22 protein-coding genes are annotated in these 19,235 nt (G+C 65.8%); 13 read left to right on the forward strand and 9 right to left on the reverse strand.

What is annotated here, in order from left to right:
- Positions 1–2 precede the first annotated feature (2 nt).
- The 3 genes from rpmE (at position 3) to EAE28_RS13565 (ending at position 2,386) form a co-directional block, all read left to right on the forward strand.
- The gene (rpmE, locus tag EAE28_RS13555) at positions 3–224 is read left to right on the forward strand and encodes a 50S ribosomal protein L31 (protein WP_127107128.1); all 222 of its coding nucleotides are present in this window, start codon (positions 3–5) and stop codon (positions 222–224) included.
- Between the two features lie 75 nt (positions 225–299).
- Positions 300–1,484, forward strand: a complete 1,185-nt coding sequence (locus EAE28_RS13560; protein WP_127107130.1) for a hypothetical protein — start codon at positions 300–302, stop codon at positions 1,482–1,484.
- Positions 1,485–1,576: 92 nt separating this feature from the next.
- A complete protein-coding gene (locus EAE28_RS13565) occupies positions 1,577–2,386 on the forward strand; it encodes a division plane positioning ATPase MipZ (RefSeq protein WP_127107132.1) in 810 nt (269 codons plus the stop codon).
- Positions 2,387–2,395: 9 nt separating this feature from the next.
- Here EAE28_RS13565 and EAE28_RS23765 read toward each other — a convergent pair whose 3' ends face one another.
- Entirely contained in the window at positions 2,396–2,554 is a 159-nt protein-coding gene (locus EAE28_RS23765; RefSeq protein WP_164736631.1) for a hypothetical protein, read from the reverse strand.
- Between the two features lie 124 nt (positions 2,555–2,678).
- Between EAE28_RS23765 and EAE28_RS13570 the strand changes: the two genes are divergently transcribed.
- On the forward strand, positions 2,679–4,010 hold the full coding sequence (locus EAE28_RS13570; protein ID WP_127107134.1) for an FAD-binding domain-containing protein: 1,332 nt from the start codon (positions 2,679–2,681) through the stop codon (positions 4,008–4,010).
- On the opposite strand, the gene EAE28_RS13575 is transcribed toward EAE28_RS13570, so the two are convergent.
- Genes EAE28_RS13575 through EAE28_RS13590 form a run of 5 tightly spaced genes read right to left on the reverse strand, consistent with a single transcriptional unit; the run spans position 4,007 to position 6,215 of the window.
- Complete coding sequence (locus tag EAE28_RS13575) at positions 4,007–4,879, reverse strand: SRPBCC domain-containing protein (protein WP_127107136.1); 873 nt, start codon at positions 4,877–4,879, stop codon at positions 4,007–4,009. The two genes, EAE28_RS13570 and EAE28_RS13575, sit on opposite strands and share 4 nt — an antisense overlap.
- Positions 4,876–5,349, reverse strand: coding sequence for an SRPBCC family protein (locus tag EAE28_RS13580; protein ID WP_127107138.1), 474 nt, complete (start codon positions 5,347–5,349; stop codon positions 4,876–4,878). Before EAE28_RS13580 ends, EAE28_RS13575 begins: the two co-directional genes overlap by 4 nt.
- A complete protein-coding gene (locus tag EAE28_RS13585; protein WP_127107140.1) occupies positions 5,346–5,684 on the reverse strand; it encodes an ArsR/SmtB family transcription factor in 339 nt (112 codons plus the stop codon). Before EAE28_RS13585 ends, EAE28_RS13580 begins: the two co-directional genes overlap by 4 nt.
- Positions 5,681–5,821 (reverse strand): hypothetical protein, encoded by a 141-nt coding sequence (locus EAE28_RS23770; protein ID WP_164736632.1) that lies wholly within the window; start codon positions 5,819–5,821, stop codon positions 5,681–5,683. The genes EAE28_RS13585 and EAE28_RS23770 overlap by 4 nt, the downstream gene beginning before the upstream one ends.
- A 1-nt stretch (position 5,822) precedes the next feature.
- Complete coding sequence (locus EAE28_RS13590) at positions 5,823–6,215, reverse strand: VOC family protein (protein ID WP_127107142.1); 393 nt, start codon at positions 6,213–6,215, stop codon at positions 5,823–5,825.
- A 231-nt stretch (positions 6,216–6,446) separates the two neighbouring features.
- Between EAE28_RS13590 and EAE28_RS13595 the strand changes: the two genes are divergently transcribed.
- The 5 genes from EAE28_RS13595 to EAE28_RS13615 all read left to right on the forward strand — a co-directional run bounded on the left by EAE28_RS13595 (position 6,447) and on the right by EAE28_RS13615 (position 13,085).
- A complete protein-coding gene (locus EAE28_RS13595; RefSeq protein WP_127107144.1) occupies positions 6,447–8,606 on the forward strand; it encodes a malate synthase G in 2,160 nt (719 codons plus the stop codon).
- 116 nt (positions 8,607–8,722) lie between these two features.
- Positions 8,723–9,148 carry a GlcG/HbpS family heme-binding protein gene (locus tag EAE28_RS13600; protein ID WP_127107146.1) on the forward strand — a complete coding sequence of 142 codons (426 nt, stop codon included), beginning with the start codon at positions 8,723–8,725 and terminating at the stop codon, positions 9,146–9,148.
- A 9-nt stretch (positions 9,149–9,157) separates the two neighbouring features.
- A complete protein-coding gene (locus EAE28_RS13605; RefSeq protein ID WP_127107148.1) occupies positions 9,158–11,215 on the forward strand; it encodes a bifunctional DedA family/phosphatase PAP2 family protein in 2,058 nt (685 codons plus the stop codon).
- A gap of 66 nt (positions 11,216–11,281) precedes the next feature.
- Entirely contained in the window at positions 11,282–12,043 is a 762-nt protein-coding gene (locus tag EAE28_RS13610; protein ID WP_127107150.1) for a gamma-glutamyl-gamma-aminobutyrate hydrolase family protein, read from the forward strand.
- A gap of 220 nt (positions 12,044–12,263) precedes the next feature.
- Positions 12,264–13,085: an META domain-containing protein gene (locus EAE28_RS13615; RefSeq protein ID WP_127107152.1), complete on the forward strand. Its 822-nt coding sequence runs from the start codon at positions 12,264–12,266 to the stop codon at positions 13,083–13,085.
- 43 nt (positions 13,086–13,128) lie between these two features.
- Here the strand turns inward: EAE28_RS13615 and hemN are convergent, their stop codons facing one another.
- Positions 13,129–14,484: an oxygen-independent coproporphyrinogen III oxidase gene (gene hemN, locus EAE28_RS13620; RefSeq protein WP_127107154.1), complete on the reverse strand. Its 1,356-nt coding sequence runs from the start codon at positions 14,482–14,484 to the stop codon at positions 13,129–13,131.
- Between the two features lie 50 nt (positions 14,485–14,534).
- Here hemN and fnrL point away from each other — a divergent pair, with 50 nt between their 5' ends.
- The 3 genes from fnrL (at position 14,535) to EAE28_RS23775 (ending at position 16,205) form a co-directional block, all read left to right on the forward strand.
- Complete coding sequence (gene fnrL, locus EAE28_RS13625) at positions 14,535–15,290, forward strand: transcriptional regulator FnrL (RefSeq protein ID WP_127107156.1); 756 nt, start codon at positions 14,535–14,537, stop codon at positions 15,288–15,290.
- A gap of 111 nt (positions 15,291–15,401) precedes the next feature.
- Entirely contained in the window at positions 15,402–15,911 is a 510-nt protein-coding gene (locus tag EAE28_RS13630; protein ID WP_127107158.1) for a hypothetical protein, read from the forward strand.
- Between the two features lie 135 nt (positions 15,912–16,046).
- On the forward strand, positions 16,047–16,205 hold the full coding sequence (locus tag EAE28_RS23775; RefSeq protein ID WP_164736633.1) for a hypothetical protein: 159 nt from the start codon (positions 16,047–16,049) through the stop codon (positions 16,203–16,205).
- On the opposite strand, the gene EAE28_RS13635 is transcribed toward EAE28_RS23775, so the two are convergent.
- On the reverse strand, positions 16,202–16,537 hold the full coding sequence (locus tag EAE28_RS13635; RefSeq protein ID WP_127107160.1) for a TfoX/Sxy family protein: 336 nt from the start codon (positions 16,535–16,537) through the stop codon (positions 16,202–16,204). The two genes, EAE28_RS23775 and EAE28_RS13635, sit on opposite strands and share 4 nt — an antisense overlap.
- Before the next feature lie 118 nt (positions 16,538–16,655).
- Between EAE28_RS13635 and EAE28_RS23980 the strand changes: the two genes are divergently transcribed.
- The gene (locus EAE28_RS23980; RefSeq protein WP_127107162.1) at positions 16,656–17,153 is read left to right on the forward strand and encodes a hypothetical protein; all 498 of its coding nucleotides are present in this window, start codon (positions 16,656–16,658) and stop codon (positions 17,151–17,153) included.
- 80 nt (positions 17,154–17,233) lie between these two features.
- Here the strand turns inward: EAE28_RS23980 and EAE28_RS13645 are convergent, their stop codons facing one another.
- A complete protein-coding gene (locus EAE28_RS13645; RefSeq protein ID WP_181954491.1) occupies positions 17,234–19,198 on the reverse strand; it encodes a bifunctional 2',3'-cyclic-nucleotide 2'-phosphodiesterase/3'-nucleotidase in 1,965 nt (654 codons plus the stop codon).
- Between the last annotated feature and the right edge of the window lie 37 nt (positions 19,199–19,235).

The following is a 19,235-nucleotide window of genomic DNA, read 5'->3' on the forward strand; positions in this document are numbered from 1 at the left end:
TGATGAAAGCAGATATTCACCCCGACTATCACGTCATCAACGTCAAGCTGGTTGACGGCACGATCGTGCAGATGAAATCGACCTGGGGCAAAGAAGGCGACAGCATGTCGCTGGACATCGACCCCTCGGTGCACCCGGCCTGGACCGGCGGCACCTCGCGTCTGATGGACACCGGCGGCCGCGTGTCGAAGTTCAAGAACAAATACTCGGGCCTGGGTTTCTAAACCTACCCCCGTTTGCAAAGACGTTGAGCGCCGCTACATCCGTAGCGGCGTTCTGCATTTCAAAGGCCTCCCCCAATGCTGTTCAATCTTGCCATCGCCGCGACCATCCTGATCACCGGCGCGCTCTTGTCGCTGCCCGCCCTGCGCAAGGCCCCGGTCTGGCGCGCGATGGTGACGCCGCTGGCCTCGATCATCGGGTCGGGATTTCTGGTGCTGGGGCCGCTGCTCAATCACGCCTATGGTCGCTTTGCACCGCTGGCGATGGCGCTGCTGTGTCTGGTGGCCTGGGGCTATGGCGCGGCCATCCGCGACAACATCCGCGCGATTGGTGATGAGGGCACGGCGAAACCGGTCTGGGCCGAGTCGCTGGCCTCGGCCCTGCTGGGGTTCGCCTTCATGGTGTCGGTGGCCTATTACCTCAACCTCTTTGGCAGCTTCGCCCTGTCGCTCACGCCTATCGCGTCACCGTTCAACGCGCGGCTGATGACCAGCGCGATCTATGCGCTGATTCTGGTCGTCGGCTGGACGCGCGGGTTCAAGACGCTGGAGCGGATGGAATACGCCAGCGTGGCGCTGAAGCTGGCGATCATCGCCGGGTTGCTGCTGGCGCTGGCGGTGTTCACCGGCGGCAAGGCAGTCGAAGGGACGCTTGTTATCAGCGAGGTTCACGAGACAGGCTGGGCCGCGCTGACGCTGGGCTTTGGCCTGATCGTGACGGTGCAGGGCTTCGAGACCTCGCGCTATCTGGGCGCGCAATACAAGGCGAAGACGCGGATCAACTCGATGCGGCTGGCGCAGATCGTCTCAACGGCGATTTACCTGATCTATATCGCGCTGGTGACCTATGCTTTCGATCCCGCCGGCATGTCGCTGTCTGAAACCGCCATCGTCGATATGATGGGTGTCATCTCGCCCCTGTTGCCGCTGGTGCTGGTCGCCGCCGCGCTGGCCGCGCAGTTTTCGGCGGCGGTGGCGGATACCGGCGGATCGGGTGGGCTGATCGCCGAACTCAGCCGCCAGCGCATCACCCAGCGCCACGCCTATGCGCTGACCGTCGCGGTGGGGCTGGGGATCACCTGGGTCGCGGATGTGTTCCAGATCATCGCCTATGCCTCGCGCGCTTTCGCTGCTTACTACGCCGTGCAGGCTGCGATTGCCGCGTGGCGCGTGTGGCCGGACAAGCCGCTCCGCGCCGCGCAGCATGCGGGGCTTGCGCTGCTCGCCGTGGCCATCGCGATCTTCGGGACTCCGATCGAGTAACCGTCTTTCGGCGGCTTTCCGCTTCCCCCTCGCCGCTCCCCGGCTTATTGTCCGGGCGCGTCGAACCGGGCGCAGCAAGAGCAGGGAAGAACGTGGCGCATATTATCGTCACCGGCAATGAAAAGGGCGGGTCGGGCAAATCGACCACCGCGATGCATATTGCAACGGCGCTGGCCCGGATGGGGCATCGCGTCGGGGCACTGGATCTGGATGTCCGCCAACGCACTTTTGGCCGTTATATTGAAAACCGTGTGGCGTTTTGCGCGCGCGAAGGCATCACCTTGCCCAGTCCGGACTACCGCGAGCTGCCCGAGGTGGACGCGGCCCAGCTGGGTCCGAACGAGAACATCAACGACCATCGTCTGTCCGAGGCCATGGCCGGGCTGGATGAGACGTGCGATTTCATCCTCATCGACTGCCCCGGCAGCCATACCCGGCTGAGCCAGGTGGCGCATTCGCTGGCCGATACGCTGATCACGCCGATGAATGACAGCTTCATCGACTTTGACCTGCTGGCCCGGATCGATTCTGAAACCAACACGGTGCTGGGTCCGTCGATCTATGCGGAAATGGTCTGGCAAGCCCGGCAGCTGCGCGCGCAGGCGGGTCTTAAACCGATTGACTGGATGGTGGTGCGCAACCGTCTTGGTGCGCAGCAGATGCACAACAAGCGCAAGGTTGGCGAGGCGCTTGAGGCGCTGTCCAAGCGGATCGGTTTCCGCGTGGCGCCCGGCTTCTCCGAGCGGGTCATCTTCCGCGAGCTGTTCCCGCGCGGGCTGACCCTGCTGGATCTGCGTGACACGGGTGTCGAGCAGATGAACATCTCAAACGTTGCAGCCCGGCAAGAGCTGCGCGATCTGATGACGGCGCTGCGTCTTCCGGGCGTAACCGTCAGCGTGTGAAACCGGCGTTCAGTGCTTGAAAAAGCGCTTTTGCGGCAGGGATTCGGGCAGTTGTTTGTGCAGGTCATCGAGCCGCGACAACACGCGGTCCTCGTCGTCGGCAAACAGGTTGAACGGAAGTTTCAGCGCTTGGCCGAGGAAATCGAGGGTGCTGCTCTGCGGTTTCATTGTTGGTCCTTTCTGACGCGGGCTTAGGGTTAATTCATTCCTGTTTCGTGGCAGGAATGGGGCGCAGGCGTGGTCCTTTGTGGGAGGGGTTGCCGGGCGGCTGTTGTGGGGGTAAACCGGGAACATGCCCCCGCAAGACTCGGCGCTCACCATGCTCTCGCTCGTCTGGTTCACCCGTGATCTCCGCGTTCAGGACCATCCGGCCCTGTCGCTCGCGGCTGCGGGCGGGCGCGTTCTGCCGGTCTGGATCGCCGATCCGGCCGAGTGGGCGCGGCCAGAGGTGTCGGCGCGGCACTGGGGTTTTCTGGACGACTGCCTGCGGGGCTTGCGCGCCGATCTGGCCGAGCTGGGCCAGCCCCTGATCCTGCGCACCGGCGATCCGGTGGAGGTGTTGACGCGCCTGCAGGCCAAGCACGGCTTTTTGCGCCTTATAACGCATCAGGAAACCGGCAGCGCCTGGGCCCGCGCGCGCCAGCAGCGCGTGGCCGACTGGGCGCGCGGGGCAGGGGTGGAATGGGTCGCGCTGGCGCAGGACGACGGCCCTGTGCTTCCCGCGCCGTCGCTGCCGATGGTGGTTGAGGGGACCGGCGCGCTGCCCGGCCTCAAATCGCTGGGTCTGGCCGAGGATCGCTGCCCCTACCGCCAGCCCGGCGGCCGCGCGGCGGGGGTGCAATTGCTCGAAAGCTATCTGTCCGTGCGTGGGCAGGGCTATTCCCCGGCCACCGCCACCGCATTGGGGGCTGAGCGCGCGGGCAGCCGCCTGTCGCCCTATCTGGCCTACGGCGTGCTCTCACCGCGCGAAGTGCAGGCGGCGGTGGCTGAGGCCCGCAAGCGCTGGCGCGGCAATTCCGATTGGTCCGGCGCCCTGCGCGCGCTGGCCGCGCAACTGCGCGCCCGCGCTCAGGCGCAGGACGCCCTGCCGCTGATGCCCCCCGGCGACACCCCCGCCACCGGCCCTTGGGCTGACGGCCAGACCGGCCTGCCCTTCATCGACGCCGCCATGCGCGCGCTGACCGCGACGGGCTGGCTGGATGCCCGCTCGCGCGCGCTCATTGCCGCCGTCGGTGTGCATCACCTTGCGCTCAGCCCCGCCGCTGTCGGCCTGCATCTGTCGCGCCTGTGCACCGATTATGACCCGGCGATCCACTGGCGCGCGCTGCAAAGCGTCGCGCTGGGCCGCATCCCCGATCCGGTGGCGATGGGTCAGCGGCTGGACCCGCAAGGCGCTTTCATCCGCCGCTGGGTGCCCGAACTCGCCCGCGTCCCCGACGCCCATCTGCACGCACCCTGGCTCTGGCCGCGCGCGCGCAAACTTCTGGCCGGGCGCTATCCCGAGCCGGTCCTTGACCCCGCCAGTGCCGGACGCGCCGCGCGGGCCGAGCGCCCCCCTGCGCCCCGCCCGCCCGTCACCCCGCGCAAACGTGCGCCCAAGGGTCAGATGGCGCTGGATCTTTAAGCGCCGACCTGCCGCGCCAGCTTGCCCAGCGTCTGCAGCCCCAGCTCATGCGCGCCCATCGCCCTGGCCTGATCATAGTCGTCTTGCGAGGCCATCAGCATATCCAGCGTGACCCTGGTGCGCCCGCCCATCGCCTCGAACCGGGCCGAGGCATCGGCGTGTTTCGGCCCGTTCTCGCCCCAGTGCAGCGTGTAGTCGATGCGCGCCTGCGGGATGTGGCGGGTATAGCGGTGGTGGTTGGGATAGACCGTGCCGTCAGGGCCGATCATGTCGAACACCCACTCGCCCCCCTCGCGCAGATCAATGCGCGTCGTGCGGCATGAGAACCCGTCCGGCCCCCACCATTGCGGCAGTGCTTCGGGGTCCGTCCACGCGTCCCACAACAACGCCACCGGCGCGTCGATCACCCGCTCGATGCTCAGCACCCGCTGCGCGACGGCGGTCAGGTTATCCAGCCCGGCCCCGAATCCCTGCTGATACCCGACGCCCATATCTTCGGCCAGAGAGGCCAGCTGAACCGTCAACGTCAGCACGCAGCCGTCCCCCATGCCGCGCAGCTCGGCGGTGATCAGTGCGGTCGACAGCGTGGTGCCCTCCTGCGCGATCACCTCGCTGTTCACGCTCCGATGGCCGGGCTCCATCGCCAGCCAGCGGATATCGCAGCGGATGTCGGGCTGACCCTCAACCTTGCACAGCGAGACTTCCTCGCCGCCAACCCGCGCATCGGCGCTCAGATACTCGACCGTCACTGCCGGGTTGGGCGCGGACCATGCCGCCCGCGCCGCCGGGTCGGTCCACGCATGCCACACCGCGCCCGGCGAGGCGGCGATGTCGCGCTCGAACACCAGCGTATCGAACTGCGTGCTCATCGCGCCGCAAGCTCCTGCGCATAGGCTTCCAGCTGCGTGGCGACGGTGCCCCAGCCGCCATGGAAGCCCATGTCGGCGTGTTGCTTGGCGCTTTCGGGACTGCGGTGGCGGGCCACGGCGGTATAGGTCGTCTTGCCGTCGCCTGCGTCTTCAAAGGTGACGATGGCGGTCATGAAGGGTTCCGGGTTCGGCTTCCATCCTTCGGTGTAGGTATCGGTGAACACCAGCTTTTCGCCGGGGATCACCTCAAGATACACGCCGTTGTTCTCCATCAGGTTGCCCTCGACCTCGAAGGTCGTGTTGCATTTGCCGCCGGGCCGCACGTCCAGCTCGCACGAGGCCACTGTGTGCGGCTTGGGCACGAACCACTGCGCCAGATGTTCGGGCGTGGTCCAGCATTCCCACAGGATCGCGCGGGGCGCGTTCAGGGTGCGGGTCAGGATCAGGTCGGTATCGGGATCAAATGTCATTGTTGGCGTTCCTTCATCAATCGGGTCACGTAATCTTCCAGACGGTCAAGCCGCCCTTCCCAATGCGCGCGCTGCTCATCCAGCCAGCCGCGCACCGGGGTGAAGGCCTCGGGCACGATGGCGCAGGTGCGCACGCGGCCATCCTTGTGGCTGGCGATCAACCCGGCCTGCTCCAGCTTGCGCAGATGCGCCATCAGGCTGGGCAAGGCCATGTCGAAGGGTTGCGCCAGATCGCTGACGCTGGCCGGACCGCGCGCCAGCTGCGACAGGATCGCGCGCCGGGTGGGATCGGCCAGCGCCTGAAATAACGCATCAAGCCGCGGTTCGGCGCTCATCGGGCCAGCCCGACTGCGGTGCCGCCGTAGGGTGGGGTTTCACCCCACCATCCACGCCCATGGCCAACCATGTTGCGCCCGATGACCCCGTCGCCGTCCAGCGGCACCGTGACGCTTTGCCCGCGCAGCCGTGCCATCTCAGGCCTCGGGGAAGTGGGTCAGTTCCCAGACGTGCCCGTCGGGGTCGGTGAACGCACGGAAGTACATGAAGCCATGGTCCTGCGGTTCGCCCTGCGCGGCGCCGCCCTCGGCAGCGGCGGTATCGCACAGGCGGTCCACCTCTTCGCGGGTCTCGCAGGTCAGGGCGATCAGCACCTCGCGGGCCTTGCTGGTATCGGCGACCTCGGCCTTGGCGAAGCCGCGGAATTTTTCATGCGTCAGCAGCATGGCGAACATCGTGTCCGAGAGCACCAGACAAGCGGCGGTCTCGTCGGTGTAATCGAGGTTGAAGTCGAACCCCAGCGCACGCCAGAACCCCATGGCTTTGGGCAGGTCGGCGACGGGTAGATTCACAAAGATCATCCGGGGCATGACGCGGCTCCTCCAATATCGCTTAGGAAAAAAGCTAACTATCAAAACCGAGTCGCGCAAGGAAAACTTAGGAATGCGACTTACAATTATTTCTTGAAAATCATGTCGGGATTTGTCGGCGTTGCAGAGGGGAAAGCGTGTTGCCTATAGGAAACTTTTTCCGATAACCTCAGCGAACGCACCGGGAGGCGGGCTTTGCGGCTCAGGCGCGACATCAAAAAAGAGGGTGGTATGACACAGCGCATCGACAAGGCGGGTCTGAAGGTTGACCTGCAACTGGCGGATTTCATCGACGCGCAGGCACTGCCCGGCACCGGGATCGAACCGGCGGCCTTCTGGCAGGCCTTCTCGACCCTCGTGCATGATCTGGCGCCGAAAAACCGCGCCCTGCTGGACAAGCGCGACAGCCTGCAGGCGCAGATTGACGACTGGCACCGCAGCCACCGCGACGCGCCGCATGATGGCGAGGCCTACAAGGCTTTCCTGTCCGAGATCGGCTACCTGCTGCCCGAAGGCGGCGATTTCCAGATCGAAACCCAGAACGTCGATCCTGAGATCGCCACCATCGCCGGCCCGCAGCTGGTCGTGCCGATCACCAACGCCCGCTATGCGCTCAACGCGGCGAATGCGCGCTGGGGCAGCCTGTATGACGCGCTCTATGGCACCGATGCGATGGGCGCGCTGCCGCCCAAGGGCGCGTACGAGCACGGCCACGGCGCACGGGTCGTGGCGCGGGTGCGGGTGTTTCTGGACGAAGCGGTCCCGCTCGACGGCGCTTCCTGGACAGAAGTGACAGCCCTCGCTGTGCGCGACGGTCAACTGGTGGTGACGGCGCGCGGCGAACGCGGGCTCAAGAACCCGGCGCAATTCGCCGGCTGGCTTGAGAATGACCTGTGTCCGCTGCAGGTCCTGCTGCGCTCGAACGGGTTGCTGATCGAGATCCTCGTCGATCCCACGACCGAGGTCGGACGCACCGACCGTGCCGGGATCTCGGATGTCTGGCTGGAAAGCGCGCTGACCGCGATCATGGATTGCGAGGATTCGGTCGCCTGCGTCGATGCCGAGGACAAGGTGCAGGCCTATGGCAACTGGCTGGGTCTGATGAAGGGCGATCTGGCCGAAGAGGTCACCAAGGGCGGCAAGAGCTTTACCCGCAAACTGAACCCAGATGCCGACTACAACGCCCCCGGCGGCGGTACACTCACCGTGAAGTGCCGCGCCCTGCTGTGGGTGCGCAATGTCGGCCACCTGATGACCAACCCGGCGATCCTGCTGCAAGACGGCTCGGAAATCCCCGAAGGCATCATGGACGCCATGATCACCACGCTGATCGCCAAGCACGATCTGCAAAAGACATCGGGTGCGCGCAACTCGCTGCATGGCTCGATGTATGTGGTGAAGCCCAAGATGCACGGGCCGGAAGAAGCCGCTTTTGCCGTCGAGATCTTCGACCGGGTCGAGGCCGCGCTGGGCCTGCCCGCCAACACTGTCAAGTTGGGCATCATGGATGAGGAACGCCGCACCTCGGCCAACCTCAAGGAATGCATCCGCGCCGCCAAACAGCGCATCGCCTTCATCAACACCGGCTTTCTCGACCGCACCGGCGACGAGATCCACACCTCGATGGAGGCCGGGCCGTTCAGCCGCAAGGATTTCATTAAGCGCAAGACCTGGATCAACGCGTATGAGGATCGCAACGTCGACATCGGGCTGGAATGCGGGCTGAGCGGCAAGGCGCAGATCGGCAAGGGCATGTGGGCCGCGCCCGATCTGATGGCCGCGATGCTGGACCAGAAGATCGCGCATCCGCGCGCCGGGGCGAATACGGCGTGGGTGCCCAGCCCCACCGCCGCCACGCTGCACGCGCTGCATTACCACAAGGTCGACGTGTTCGCGGTGCAGAAGAAACTGGCCGGCGGCGGGCGGCGCGCGCATTTGGATGCGTTGCTGGAGATCCCGCTGGCCACCTATCGCAAATGGTCGCCCGCGCAGATCATGGCCGAGGTCGAGAACAACGCCCAGGGCATCCTTGGCTATGTGGTGCGCTGGATCGATCAGGGCGTCGGCTGTTCCAAGGTGCCCGACATTCATGACGTCGGCCTGATGGAAGACCGCGCGACCTGCCGGATTTCGTCGCAGCATATCGCCAACTGGCTGCACCACGGCGTTGTCAGCGAGGCGGACGCTCTGGACGCGATGAAGCGCATGGCGGCGGTGGTTGACCGCCAGAACGCCGACGATCCGCTCTACACGCCGATGGCGCCGGGGTTTGAAACCATCGCCTTTCAGGCCGCCTGTGATCTGGTGTTCAAGGGCCGCGTCCAGCCCTCGGGCTATACCGAGCCGGTGCTGCACGCCCGCCGCCTGCAACTCAAGGCAGCGCGGAACTGAGACAACAGGGCGGCCCCGAAACGGGCCGCCCTTTGCGTTCCGGCCCCGCGTAAAGATCGGCTTTGCGAGACGGCGCGCGGGACGGTATCAGAGGGCTTGTTTTGAAAGGACGGCCCATGACCCTGACCCTCGACCAAGCCCGCACCATCATCGCCGCTGCCCGCGCCCTTGGTCGCGAAAAGGACATGAAACCGCTGTCCGTCGTCGTGTTGGATGCGGGCGGTCAGGTTCTGGCGTTCGAGCGCGAAGACGGCGCGCCGGTGGGCCGCTTCGCGCTCGCGCAGGGCAAGGCGTATGGCGCGATCATGGTCGGTGTGCCCAGCCGCCAACTGGGCGTCATGGCCGCCGAACGCCCGCATTTCGTCGCTTCGCTCAGCACGCTCTATGATGGCAAGGTGGTTCCCGCCGCCGGTGGTGTGCTGCTGCGCAACGCCGAGGGCGCGATTGTCGGCGCGGTTGGCGTGACTGGCGATACCTCGGACAATGACGCCGACGCGGGCATCGCCGGGGCCGAGGCCGCCGGGCTGGTCGGACAGGGCTAAGTCCACCCGATGTTCGGACTCGACCAGATCCTGCCCTCGCTGGCGTCGCTGGGCATGGCAACCTACTGGATCATCGGCGCGGCCGCGATGCTCGAGGCGTGGTTTGTCACCGGCGTCTTCGTCCCCGGCTCGCTGATCGTCGATGCTGGCGGGATCCTTGCGCAGCAGGGCGTGATCGATCTGTTCGATCTGGGCTGGTTCGTTGCCGCCGGCGCGCTGATCGGGGCCGAGCTGGGCTACTGGACCGGCCGTTTGGCCAAGCGGGGGCTTCGCGGGCGATTGGCCGGGTCCAAGGCCTATGCCCGGGCCGAGGCGCTTTTCCAGCGTCACGGCGGGCTGGCGCTGGTCATCGGGCGGTTTCTGGGGCCGGTCTCGGGCTTGGTGCCGATGGTTGCCGCGCTGTCGGGCATGCCGCACCGGCGTTTCCTGATGTGGTCCGCGATTGCCGCCGTGCCCTATGCCGCCGGGCATCTGGCGCTGGGCTACGTGCTGGGCGACACGATGACCCGGCTGGGGCCGCTGGCGACGCGGGTCGCGCTGGTGGTGGTGGCCGTGCTGCTGGCGCTCGCCGCGCTGATCTGGCTGGTGATGCGCGCGATCCGGCTTTTTCCCTTCGTGCGCTCGGTCGCGCAATCGGTGCTGCGCGCGCTGGCCGGGAACCCGCAGGTGCAGGCGCTGCAAGCCCGCTTTCCGCGCACCAACGCGCTGCTGGCGCGGCGTCTGGACAGCGGGCGGTTCGCCGGTCTGCCGCTGACGCTGCTGGGTGTGGTCTTTGTCTATATCTTCGCCGTCTGGGTCGGGTCCGTTGCCGACTGGCTGACCGCCGCACCGATCCTTGCCATCGACACCCGCCTGTCCAATCTGGCGCATTCGTTCTGGAGTCCGGGCATTCTGCGCGTGGTGATGCATGTCACCGCGCTGGGTGACAGCCGGGTGGTGACGGCGCTTACCGCGGCGCTGTCGCTCTGGCTGGTGCTCAAGGGGCGGCGCGGGCTGGCGCTGGGGCTGGTCGTGGCCGTGCTCGGTAACGCGCTGTCGGTGAGCATTCTCAAGCGGGTCTTTGACCGCCCGCGCCCCGAGTTCGCCTATTTCCTTGAGACCTCCAGCAGCTTCCCGTCAGGCCACGCCGCCATCTCGGTCGCCTTCTGGGGCACCGCCTGTTACGCGCTCTGGCGCATCCGGCGCCTGCCGTTGCTGCCCGCGACGCTGGCCGCCGTGCTGCTCGCCTTTACCATCGGCGCCAGCCGCGTCTATCTGGCCGAGCATTTCGTCAGCGACGTGTTCAACGGCTGGCTGGTCGGCGCGCTGTGGCTGGTCGTCGGCGTCGCCATCGCCGAATGGCGGCTCGAGGCACAGCCAGACCCTTCGCCCGCACCGGTCGGGGCGCTGCGCCTGCTGGCACTCAGCGCCAGCGTGGCGCTGGTGGTCACCGCCGGGTGGGTCGTCGTCTTCTACGACAAGGCGCTGGGCATCCCGTGGAGCGCCCCTGCCGACGTCACCCTGACCGACCTTGCCGCTCTGCCCGCCGCCCCCGGCTTCACCGCGCAGACCGAGACACTGCTGGGCAGGCGACTCGGCCCGGTCAACGTGATCCTGCTGGCCGACGATGAAGCTGCCGTCGCCACCGCGCTGACCAATGCCGGATGGGTCGCCGCGCAGCGCCCCGCCGCGACGATGCTGCTGCGCGAGGCCTGGGTGTCATGGCGCGGTGCCGATGACCCCATCGCCCCGGTCACGCCTGATTTCTGGGACGGTCAGCCTAACGATATGGCCTATGAAAAGCCGATCGCAGACAGCGCCGCCCGCCCGCATCTGCGGCTCTGGCGCAGCGCGTATCTGGGGCCGGACGGCCAGCGGGTCTATGTCGGCGCAGCGTCGCTGGATATCGGCGTCTCGGACACTCGCCCGGACCCGGATGCGCAACGCGACCTGCTGGTCGCCGACCTGATCGCCGCCGGCGCGCAACCCGCCGCCAGCATCGCCACCGGCACCGGGCGCAGCGGCACCACCCTTGCGGGCGCAAGCTGGGCAACCGATGGTCAGGCGGCTGTTGTCATCCTTCCGTAACACCCCTTTTCTTTGCAGCTGCAGCAGACTAGGTTTCCCTCATCACAGACGTCGCAAGGTCAAGCCATGCCGCGAAAGCGTCCTGTTGTCGGGATTATCGGCAATACCGCCCTCTTGAACGAGACCTACCAGGTTCACGCCGGGGGCACGATGAACACCGAAGCCGTGGCCGAGGTCGCCGAGGCGATCCCGATGCTGATCCCGGCCGATCCGCGCTTTGTCTCGGTCGAGGAGCTGCTTGAAACCTGCGACGGTTTCCTGCTGACCGGCGGGCGGCCCAACGTCCACCCCGAGGAATACGGCGAGGCTGAAACCCCCGCCCACGGCACCTTTGACCGCTGCCGGGATGCGATCACCCTGCCGCTGGTGCGCGCCTGCGTCGAGCGCGGGCAGCCGTTCTTTGGCGTCTGCCGTGGTTTTCAGGAGGTCAACGTAGCGATGGGCGGTTCGCTATACCCCGAGATTCGCGATCTGCCGGGCCGCATGAATCACCGCATGCCCCCTGATGGGACGCTTGAGGAAAAATTTGCCCTGCGCCACATCGTGACCCTGACCGAGGGCGGGCCGTTCCACAAACTGCTCGGCGCGACCGAGGTGATGACCAACACCCTGCACGGGCAGGGGATCAAGACCCCCGGCGCGCGCATCGTCATCGACGGCTACGCCCCCGACGGCACGCCCGAGGCGATCTATGTCAAGGACGCGCCCGGCTTCACCCTGTCGGTGCAATGGCACCCCGAATACAACGCTGCCGGTGATCCTGTGTCCCGTCCGCTCTTCGCCGCCTTTGGTGAGGCCCTGCGCGAATGGGCCAGCGTCAACGCCTGACACCGCCTTTTTCGGTTTTTTGCAAAAGCCCCGGTTCTTGATTGAACCGGGGCTTTTGCTGGCGCGACTGACATCTGAACGCCCGCAAAGGGCCAGCCATCAGAGGGTCACCATGGACAAGCTTCTCGTTCTCATCGCCGGTCTGCTCGGCGCGTTCTTCGCTCTGCTTCCCGCCACCGCGCCCGCGCTCGGGCTGTGACCCCGCAACAGGAGAGACCTCATGCTTCGCCCCTTCCTGCGCGCCGCCGCGCTTGTGCTCACCCTCGCGTCGCCCGCTGCGGCCGAACTGGTCTCGATGCAGGCCGTCCAGCCCGCCACCCGCGTCGGCATCGACCCCACGGGGCGTTTGTCGCTGAACGGGGGCACGGCCATGACGCTGGACATGGTCCAGCTCGAGGGTAACCGCGTGGCCTTCCGCGATCCGCAAAGCGGGCTGTTCCTGCGTGCCGGTGTCGGCGCCCAGACCGAACTCGCCATCGCCTCGCCGCATATCCGCAGCTGGGAAACGTTCGAGCTGATCCCCAACGGCCCCGGCTACGCGCTGCGTTCGGTGCAAAACGGCATGTATGTCGGTGCCGATCCGGCCAACCCGCGACTGGCGGCGGTCTGGGGCACGCGCGGCATGGGACAGACCTATCTGCTGCTGCCGGTCGGCCAGCAGGCACCCGCCGCGCAGGCCGCTGCGCCGGGCAGCTTTTCGGGCAACTGGCGCTTGCACGCGCTCTACGCCAATGGCCGACCGATGGCGCTGGATGCGCAGGCCCTGCAGCAGGCGCAGATCACCATCAGCCGGGGCGGCGGTATCCACGGAACCAGCGGCTGCAACAGTTTCGATGCGGCGATTATCCTGCGTCGCGGCCAGCATGATGTGACCGATTTCCTCACCACCCGGCGCGGCTGCCACGGGGTGACCGGGCAGATCGAACAGGGGTTTTTCTCGGCGCTGACCGGGGCCAGCCTGTTCGAGCTGTCGCCGCAAGGCCAATGGCTTGACCTGCGCGACGGCAACCGCCGGCTGCTCGCCCGCCTGCGCCGGATGTAACACCGCAAAAAAGAGGGGGGGCCGGACGCGGCCCCCTTTCGCGTCAGATCGCCGAGGAATGCCCGGTCTTCGCCATCGCGTATTGGTCAAACCGCGTGGCGATCATCCGGGTCAGCGCCCGCCCGGCAGGCGGGATGGACAGCCCGTTGCGGTCCAGAACCACGAAGGGCGAGAAGGCCTCGGCCACCGGTGCGAACAGAGCCTGCAGCGTCGCAGGGTCGGCACCGAAATCGCGCACCAGCTCCGCCGAAGACACCGCGAAATCGCACATCAGCGCCTCGATGATCCGCGCGCGCAGCCGGTCCTCACCCTTGAACGCATGGCCCCGCGTGATGGCGAACTCACCGGCCCGCACCGCCTTGGTCCAGCCCGAGGTCGCCGGGTTCATCTGCGCATAGCCCTGCGGAAACTTCGAGATGGACGAGGCACCAAGCCCGATCAGCACCTCGGACGTATCATCGGTATAGCCCTGAAAATTCCGCCGCAGCGTGCCGTTCTTCGCCGCCACCGCCAACCCGTCACTGGGCCGTGCGAAATGGTCGATGCCGATCTCGTCATAGCCGTCCCAGGTGAACAGCTCCTGCGCTGCCTCGAACAGCGCCAGCCGTTCCTCGGGCCGGGGCAGGCTGTCCGAGGGGATCATCTGCTGCCGCCGCGCCATCCACGGCACATGCGCATAGCCGTACAGCGCCACCCGGTCGGGCGACAGCGACAGCAGCTTTTGCACTGAATCCGACAGCCGGGCGCGCGTCTGATAGGGCAGGCCGAACAGGATATCGGCGTTCAGGCTGGTGACGCCACGCGCGCGGATCATCTCGACCGCGGAGCAGGTGGTCTCATAGCTCTGGTCGCGGCCGATGATCTGCTGGATCTCGGGGTCGAAATCCTGCACCCCGATCGAGGCACGGTTCATCCCCGCCTCGGCCAGCGCGTCCAGCCGTTCGGCGTCGATCTCGTTGGGGTCAATCTCGACCGAGAATTCGGCGTCCTTGCCCAATGGCACCGCGTCAAATACCGCCGCCGCCAGCTCGCGCATTTGCGCGGCGGGCATCAGCGTCGGCGTGCCGCCGCCCCAATGCAGCCGCGACAGCGTAACGCCTTGCGGCAAAAGCGCCTTGAGGTGCTGCAATTCGGCTTTCAGCGTTTCGACATAGGCAATGACCGGGGCTTCATTGCTGGTGCCCTGCGTGCGACAGGCGCAAAACCAGCACAACCTGCGGCAGAAGGGTACGTGCAGATACAAGGACACCCGGCTGCCCGGCTTGATCGCGCCAACCCATTGACGAAACTGCAAAGATCCCACGGTATCCGCGAATTGCGGGGCCGTCGGATAGCTGGTGTAACGCGGCACACGCGCGTCAAAGAGCCCCAATCGGGCGAGTTGCGATTCTGTTTCCATTGGCTTACGTTGCCAATTGAACGTCTTTGAGCCTTGACCTAGATCAAACAATGTCAAAAACCGCCGCCACGCCTGTAAAGTTTACCCATATTCAGTGTGGTGATTGCCCTATTCGTCACCGCGCCGTTTGCGCGCGCTGTGATGACAGCGAATTGGCCAGCCTCGAAGAGACGAAATACTACCGCAGCTTCGAGGCGGGGCAGACGATTGTCTGGTCGGGTGACCGGATGGATTTTGTCGGCTCGGTTGTGACCGGCATCGCCACCCTGACCCAGACGATGGAAGACGGCCGCCGCCAGATGGTCGGCCTGCTGCTGCCCTCGGATTTTGTCGGGCGTCCGGGCCGCGACACCGCCGCTTATGACGTGGTGGCGACCACCGATCTGGTCATGTGCTGCTTTCGCAAGAAGCCGTTTGAAGAGATGATGCTCACCACGCCGCATGTCGGTCAGCGCCTGCTGGAAATGACGCTGGACGAGCTGGATGCGGCGCGCGAATGGATGCTGCTGTTGGGCCGCAAGACCGCGCGCGAAAAGATCGCCAGCCTGATCGCCATCATCGCGCGGCGCGATGCCTCGCTGAAAATGGCCGATAGCGGCGGCAGTGTCGTGGTCGATCTGCCCCTCACGCGCGAAGCGATGTCGGAGTATCTGGGCCTCACGCTCGAGACCGTCAGCCGCCAGATTTCTGCCCTGCGCAAGGACGGAATCATCGTGATCGAGGGCAAGCGCCACATCACCATCCCCGATTTCGAACGCCTGCTGGAAGAGGCCGGTGACGACAGTGACGGCGGATTCCTCGTTTAAATCAACGTTAACGGGCCTTTGACCCGAAATCTGCCGTCTGGAAGCCGCATTTTGGTCACGCTTGGCCGCGCAACCTGTTGAGACACAGGCAGTCGAGCAGAGACCGGAACCATGTTCAATTGGGACGAAGATTACGAGACGCTGGTGACCACCTCGACGGTCGTGCTGCGTGACATTCCCGCCGACACACCCCAGGCCACGCCGTGGCTGAGCCGCGTGCGCGATATCGCGCGCCGGGCCATGATGCCGGCGCTGGCGGCGCTGGGCCTGACAGCGGTTGCCGCTGGCGTGCAGTTCGTCCCTTCGTTCAATAACGGCGCGGCCTTTTCGTCCCTCACCCAATGGTCGTCCCTTGTGTTTGGGGACGGCGAGGCCGTGATGCCCGACGCCCTGCATACCTATAATCAAAGCCAGTATGACCGCTTCCGGCACGGCATCGCCGGGTTCAGCGATGCGGATCTGCTGGACTACGCGCGCACCACGCAGGCCAGCCTGATCGGCGCAGGCGACGTCATGGGCGGCTTCCTGATGGACGCGCTCTATCTGGCCGAGCGTGAGATTGATCGCCGCGGTCTGCCGCGCCCCATGGCCAGTCTGGCAGCCGTTCTGCACCGGTCCTGACCGCGAAAACGCCCATATTTATCACGGTTTTTCCCTGATTGCCCCGCAGCGTTGCCACGCTTGCGGGGCATCTTTCTATGATCGCACGACGGGCTGCATGGGGTGGCTACACGCGCGACTCACGGAGGAGAGACCATGAGCACTTCCCAACACCGCGCCCGCGCCAGCTATCCGCATGAGCGCGCCAAGCCCGGCGCCTATCTTTACGGCTCGGACCGGCAGGCCGCGCGCGAATCCGCGATCCCTGAACGCAGCGCGTTCTCGACCGGCGGGGCAGGCGGCGTCAGCTGCTAGGCCTTGGGCGGCAGGCTGGCCACGAACCGCTGCGCCATGGCGATCAGCTGCGCGCGGCGGTCGTCGTCGTCCAGCACCTCGTCGTCCAGCGTGACAAAGCCCGTCATCGCGCGCCCGCGCATCTGAGTCGGGGTGACACCGTCGATGGTCAGGGCCGCCTCGGTCTGATCGGCGCCGACCCGCGCCATCGCCCCGCCCTTGCCGCGCAGAACGAACAACATGTTGCCCTCGCGCAGGAACACCAACCCACCGAACATGCGCTTTTCGGTCAGACCGGGCGTGTGCTCAAGATCGGCGCGCAGCATCTCGGCGAAGGTTTCGTCATAGGCCATTTTGTACCTCGAAGTCGCGGGCACACAGAGGGTGCCACATCAAAGCGCCGCATTGCGCCGCAATTCAGCCGTTATTGCTGACCAGGTTAACCATGAAAACACTCTATTGGAGGCCAAGATGAAAGCTTACACCTTGAAACGTTGGCTTCAAAATGAAGACGGCGCGGTGACTGTGGACTGGGTCGTTTTGACTGCAGCTGTCGTCGGCCTGGGCATCGCCTCGGTCGCGGCGGTGAGCACCGGCACGGGGTCGCTGGGCACCAGCATCAGCGACTCGTTGAGCAACGCCTCGGTTGCTGCCTTGGGGACATTGGGAACCGGCGATGGTTCGGTGGCAGGTGCGCTGCGCGAACTCCTGGCGGTCGACGAGTCCACCTATGCTGGCTGGCTGGAAGAACTGGCCGGGTACGACGACGCGATGGTCGCCTCGCTCTATGCAACCTGGACACAGAATGCGCTGAATGCGCTCGACGCCGGCGATCGGTCGAGCGCGGGCTATGCCGTCGATGCTGTGGCGACAATCGCAGCGACGTTGACCGAGCGCGGGATCGACATTCCGGGCGATTTGCCCGGTTCGGAAGAGCTTGACGCACGCTACATAGACATGGAGGCCTGACAGCCGGTCAGCGCAAAACGCGGGCCAAGCGGCCCGCGTTCGCGTTGCTCATCGTCAGGCCGCAGGCGGCCCGCAATCGCTTACAGCGTGATGCGATACAGCGCGAAACCGTTCTCACCATCGCCTGCCGCTTCCATCTGCACACCGCGCGCGCGGACCTCATCGACATAGGTTGCCGCCGCCGGGCCGGTCTCGAACAGAACCGTTGCTCCCTCGACCGGGGCAAAGCCCCAGTTGCCATCCGCCGCCGGGGCAATCGTCCCGTTGTCGATGATATAGCGCACGATAATGTCGCGGTTGGTATCGGGCGCGCGGAAGATGATGGTCGAGCCATCCGCCCCCGGGAAATGCCCGCCGCCGCCCGCGCGGTAGTTGTTGGACGCCACGATGAACTCGGCCGCGTCATCAATCGGCGCGCCGTTGAACTGCAGATTGACGATGCGGTGCGCGTCAGGCGCGACCACCGCGCCGTCGTTGTCATAGCGCGAGGCTTGGGCGAGATCGATCTGATAGGTCACGCCGTCGATCACGTCGAAGTTGTACGACGGGAAGGACGGGTTCAGCAGCACCTGATCGGCGACGCCGGGTTCGATCTGGTTGAACATCCCCGCCGAGCGTTCCAGCCATTCGCGCACCTGCGCGCCGGTGATCCGCACCGCCATCAGCGTGTTGGGGTACAGGTACAGATCGGCCACGTTCTTGATCGCCACCGGACCGACGGGCACGTCGGTATAGTATTCCGCCCCGCCCCGGCCCCCGGCTTTGAACGGAGCCGCAGCGCTGAGAACCGGCAGGCCCTCGTGCTCGGTGCCCTTCAGGATCTCGGTCACGTACCAGGTCTGCGCATCGCTGACGATCTGGACCGACGGATCATCCGCCACCAGTGCGAAATACGAATACAGCGGCACCGAGGTCTGGCCGACCTCAGCCCGCACGTATTCCAGCGTCGAGGCATGCGCGTCAGCCGTCGCATCCACCACCGGCGCGTAATCCCCGACCAGCGCGGTGATCGAGCGATCCTCGTTGCGCTGCGAGATAGGGCGCGTCGAGCTTTGCGCAGAGTCCACGCGCCAGCTGTCGCCGTCGCGCACCAGCATCAGGTCGATCAGACCCAGATGCGAGCCCCAGAACCCGGCCATCACGGCAGGCTTGCCCATCAACGTGCCAGCCTCGGCGTCGATCCCTTCGCCTTCATGGTTGGTGCCGGGGAACACAAGGTGCTGGTGCCCGGTGACGATGGCATTAATGCCCTCGACCTCGGCCAGATAGAGCGAGGCATTCTCCATCATCGGGTCAAACCCGGTAGCGATGCCCGAATGCGAAAGCGCGACGATGATGTCAGCGCCTTCCGCCTTCATCTGTGGCACCCAGGCGGTGGCCGCTTCGACGATACCGCGCACGTTGTACTGGCCTTCCAGATGCGAGCGGTCCCATTGCAGGATCTGCGGCGGCAGGAAACCGATGATCCCGATCTTGATCGGCATCTCGGTGCCGTCGCCATCGGTCAGCATCTTGTCCAGAATGACATAGGGCGGCAGGTGCAGCTCGTCTTCCAGCGGGCTGGCACCCAGACTGCTGGCAAAGTTCGCGCTGACCACGGGGAAATTCGCGCCCGCGTTCACGCGGTCCATGAACTCGACGCCATAGTTGAACTCGTGGTTGCCCAGCGTGCCGCAATCATAGCCCAGCGTGTTCATCGCGGCGATGATCGGGTGGATGTCCCCGTCGTTCATGCCGTGCTCATAGGCCATCCAGTCGCCCATCGGGTTGCCCTGGAAGTAGTCGCCATTGTCGACCATCAGCGTGTTGGTCGCCTCGGCCCGGATCTCTTCGATGATCGAGGCGGTGCGTGCCAGACCCAGCGTGTCGACGGGGCGGTCGGCGTAATAGTCATAGGCCTGCGCGTGGCAATGCAGGTCGGTGGTGGTCAGGATGCGCAGATGCGCCTGGCCCGCAGCGGCGCGGGCGGAAAACGGGTGCAGCAGCACAAGGCTGGTGGCTGCGGTCGAGGACGCGAGGAACGCGCGGCGCGACAAGCGGGTCATGATGGGAGGCTCCCTGTGAGTGAGTCGCTCTGGCGGC

This window comes from Pararhodobacter zhoushanensis, from assembly GCF_003990445.1.
Classification (GTDB): domain Bacteria; phylum Pseudomonadota; class Alphaproteobacteria; order Rhodobacterales; family Rhodobacteraceae; genus Pararhodobacter; species Pararhodobacter zhoushanensis.

What these genes read in the sequence shown, in the direction of transcription:
- EAE28_RS23775 (WP_164736633.1), top strand. Translation starts at nt 16,047, where the DNA reads ATGAGCACTTCCCAACACCGCGCCCGCGCCAGCTATCCGCATGAGCGC.
- EAE28_RS13605 (WP_127107148.1), top strand. Translation starts at nt 9,158, where the DNA reads ATGTTCGGACTCGACCAGATCCTGCCCTCGCTGGCGTCGCTGGGCATG.
- EAE28_RS13560 (WP_127107130.1), top strand. Translation starts at nt 300, where the DNA reads ATGCTGTTCAATCTTGCCATCGCCGCGACCATCCTGATCACCGGCGCG.
- EAE28_RS23980 (WP_127107162.1), top strand. Translation starts at nt 16,656, where the DNA reads ATGAAAGCTTACACCTTGAAACGTTGGCTTCAAAATGAAGACGGCGCG.
- EAE28_RS13595 (WP_127107144.1), top strand. Translation starts at nt 6,447, where the DNA reads ATGACACAGCGCATCGACAAGGCGGGTCTGAAGGTTGACCTGCAACTG.
- EAE28_RS23765 (WP_164736631.1), bottom strand. Translation starts at nt 2,554, where the DNA reads ATGAAACCGCAGAGCAGCACCCTCGATTTCCTCGGCCAAGCGCTGAAA.
- EAE28_RS13580 (WP_127107138.1), bottom strand. Translation starts at nt 5,349, where the DNA reads ATGACATTTGATCCCGATACCGACCTGATCCTGACCCGCACCCTGAAC.
- EAE28_RS13610 (WP_127107150.1), top strand. Translation starts at nt 11,282, where the DNA reads ATGCCGCGAAAGCGTCCTGTTGTCGGGATTATCGGCAATACCGCCCTC.
- EAE28_RS13585 (WP_127107140.1), bottom strand. Translation starts at nt 5,684, where the DNA reads ATGAGCGCCGAACCGCGGCTTGATGCGTTATTTCAGGCGCTGGCCGAT.
- hemN (WP_127107154.1), bottom strand. Translation starts at nt 14,484, where the DNA reads ATGGAAACAGAATCGCAACTCGCCCGATTGGGGCTCTTTGACGCGCGT.
- EAE28_RS13635 (WP_127107160.1), bottom strand. Translation starts at nt 16,537, where the DNA reads ATGGCCTATGACGAAACCTTCGCCGAGATGCTGCGCGCCGATCTTGAG.
- EAE28_RS13575 (WP_127107136.1), bottom strand. Translation starts at nt 4,879, where the DNA reads ATGAGCACGCAGTTCGATACGCTGGTGTTCGAGCGCGACATCGCCGCC.
- EAE28_RS13570 (WP_127107134.1), top strand. Translation starts at nt 2,679, where the DNA reads ATGCCCCCGCAAGACTCGGCGCTCACCATGCTCTCGCTCGTCTGGTTC.
- fnrL (WP_127107156.1), top strand. Translation starts at nt 14,535, where the DNA reads ATGTCAAAAACCGCCGCCACGCCTGTAAAGTTTACCCATATTCAGTGT.
- EAE28_RS23770 (WP_164736632.1), bottom strand. Translation starts at nt 5,821, where the DNA reads ATGGCACGGCTGCGCGGGCAAAGCGTCACGGTGCCGCTGGACGGCGAC.
- EAE28_RS13630 (WP_127107158.1), top strand. Translation starts at nt 15,402, where the DNA reads ATGTTCAATTGGGACGAAGATTACGAGACGCTGGTGACCACCTCGACG.
- rpmE (WP_127107128.1), top strand. Translation starts at nt 3, where the DNA reads ATGAAAGCAGATATTCACCCCGACTATCACGTCATCAACGTCAAGCTG.
- EAE28_RS13590 (WP_127107142.1), bottom strand. Translation starts at nt 6,215, where the DNA reads ATGCCCCGGATGATCTTTGTGAATCTACCCGTCGCCGACCTGCCCAAA.
- EAE28_RS13645 (WP_181954491.1), bottom strand. Translation starts at nt 19,198, where the DNA reads ATGACCCGCTTGTCGCGCCGCGCGTTCCTCGCGTCCTCGACCGCAGCC.
- EAE28_RS13615 (WP_127107152.1), top strand. Translation starts at nt 12,264, where the DNA reads ATGCTTCGCCCCTTCCTGCGCGCCGCCGCGCTTGTGCTCACCCTCGCG.
- EAE28_RS13600 (WP_127107146.1), top strand. Translation starts at nt 8,723, where the DNA reads ATGACCCTGACCCTCGACCAAGCCCGCACCATCATCGCCGCTGCCCGC.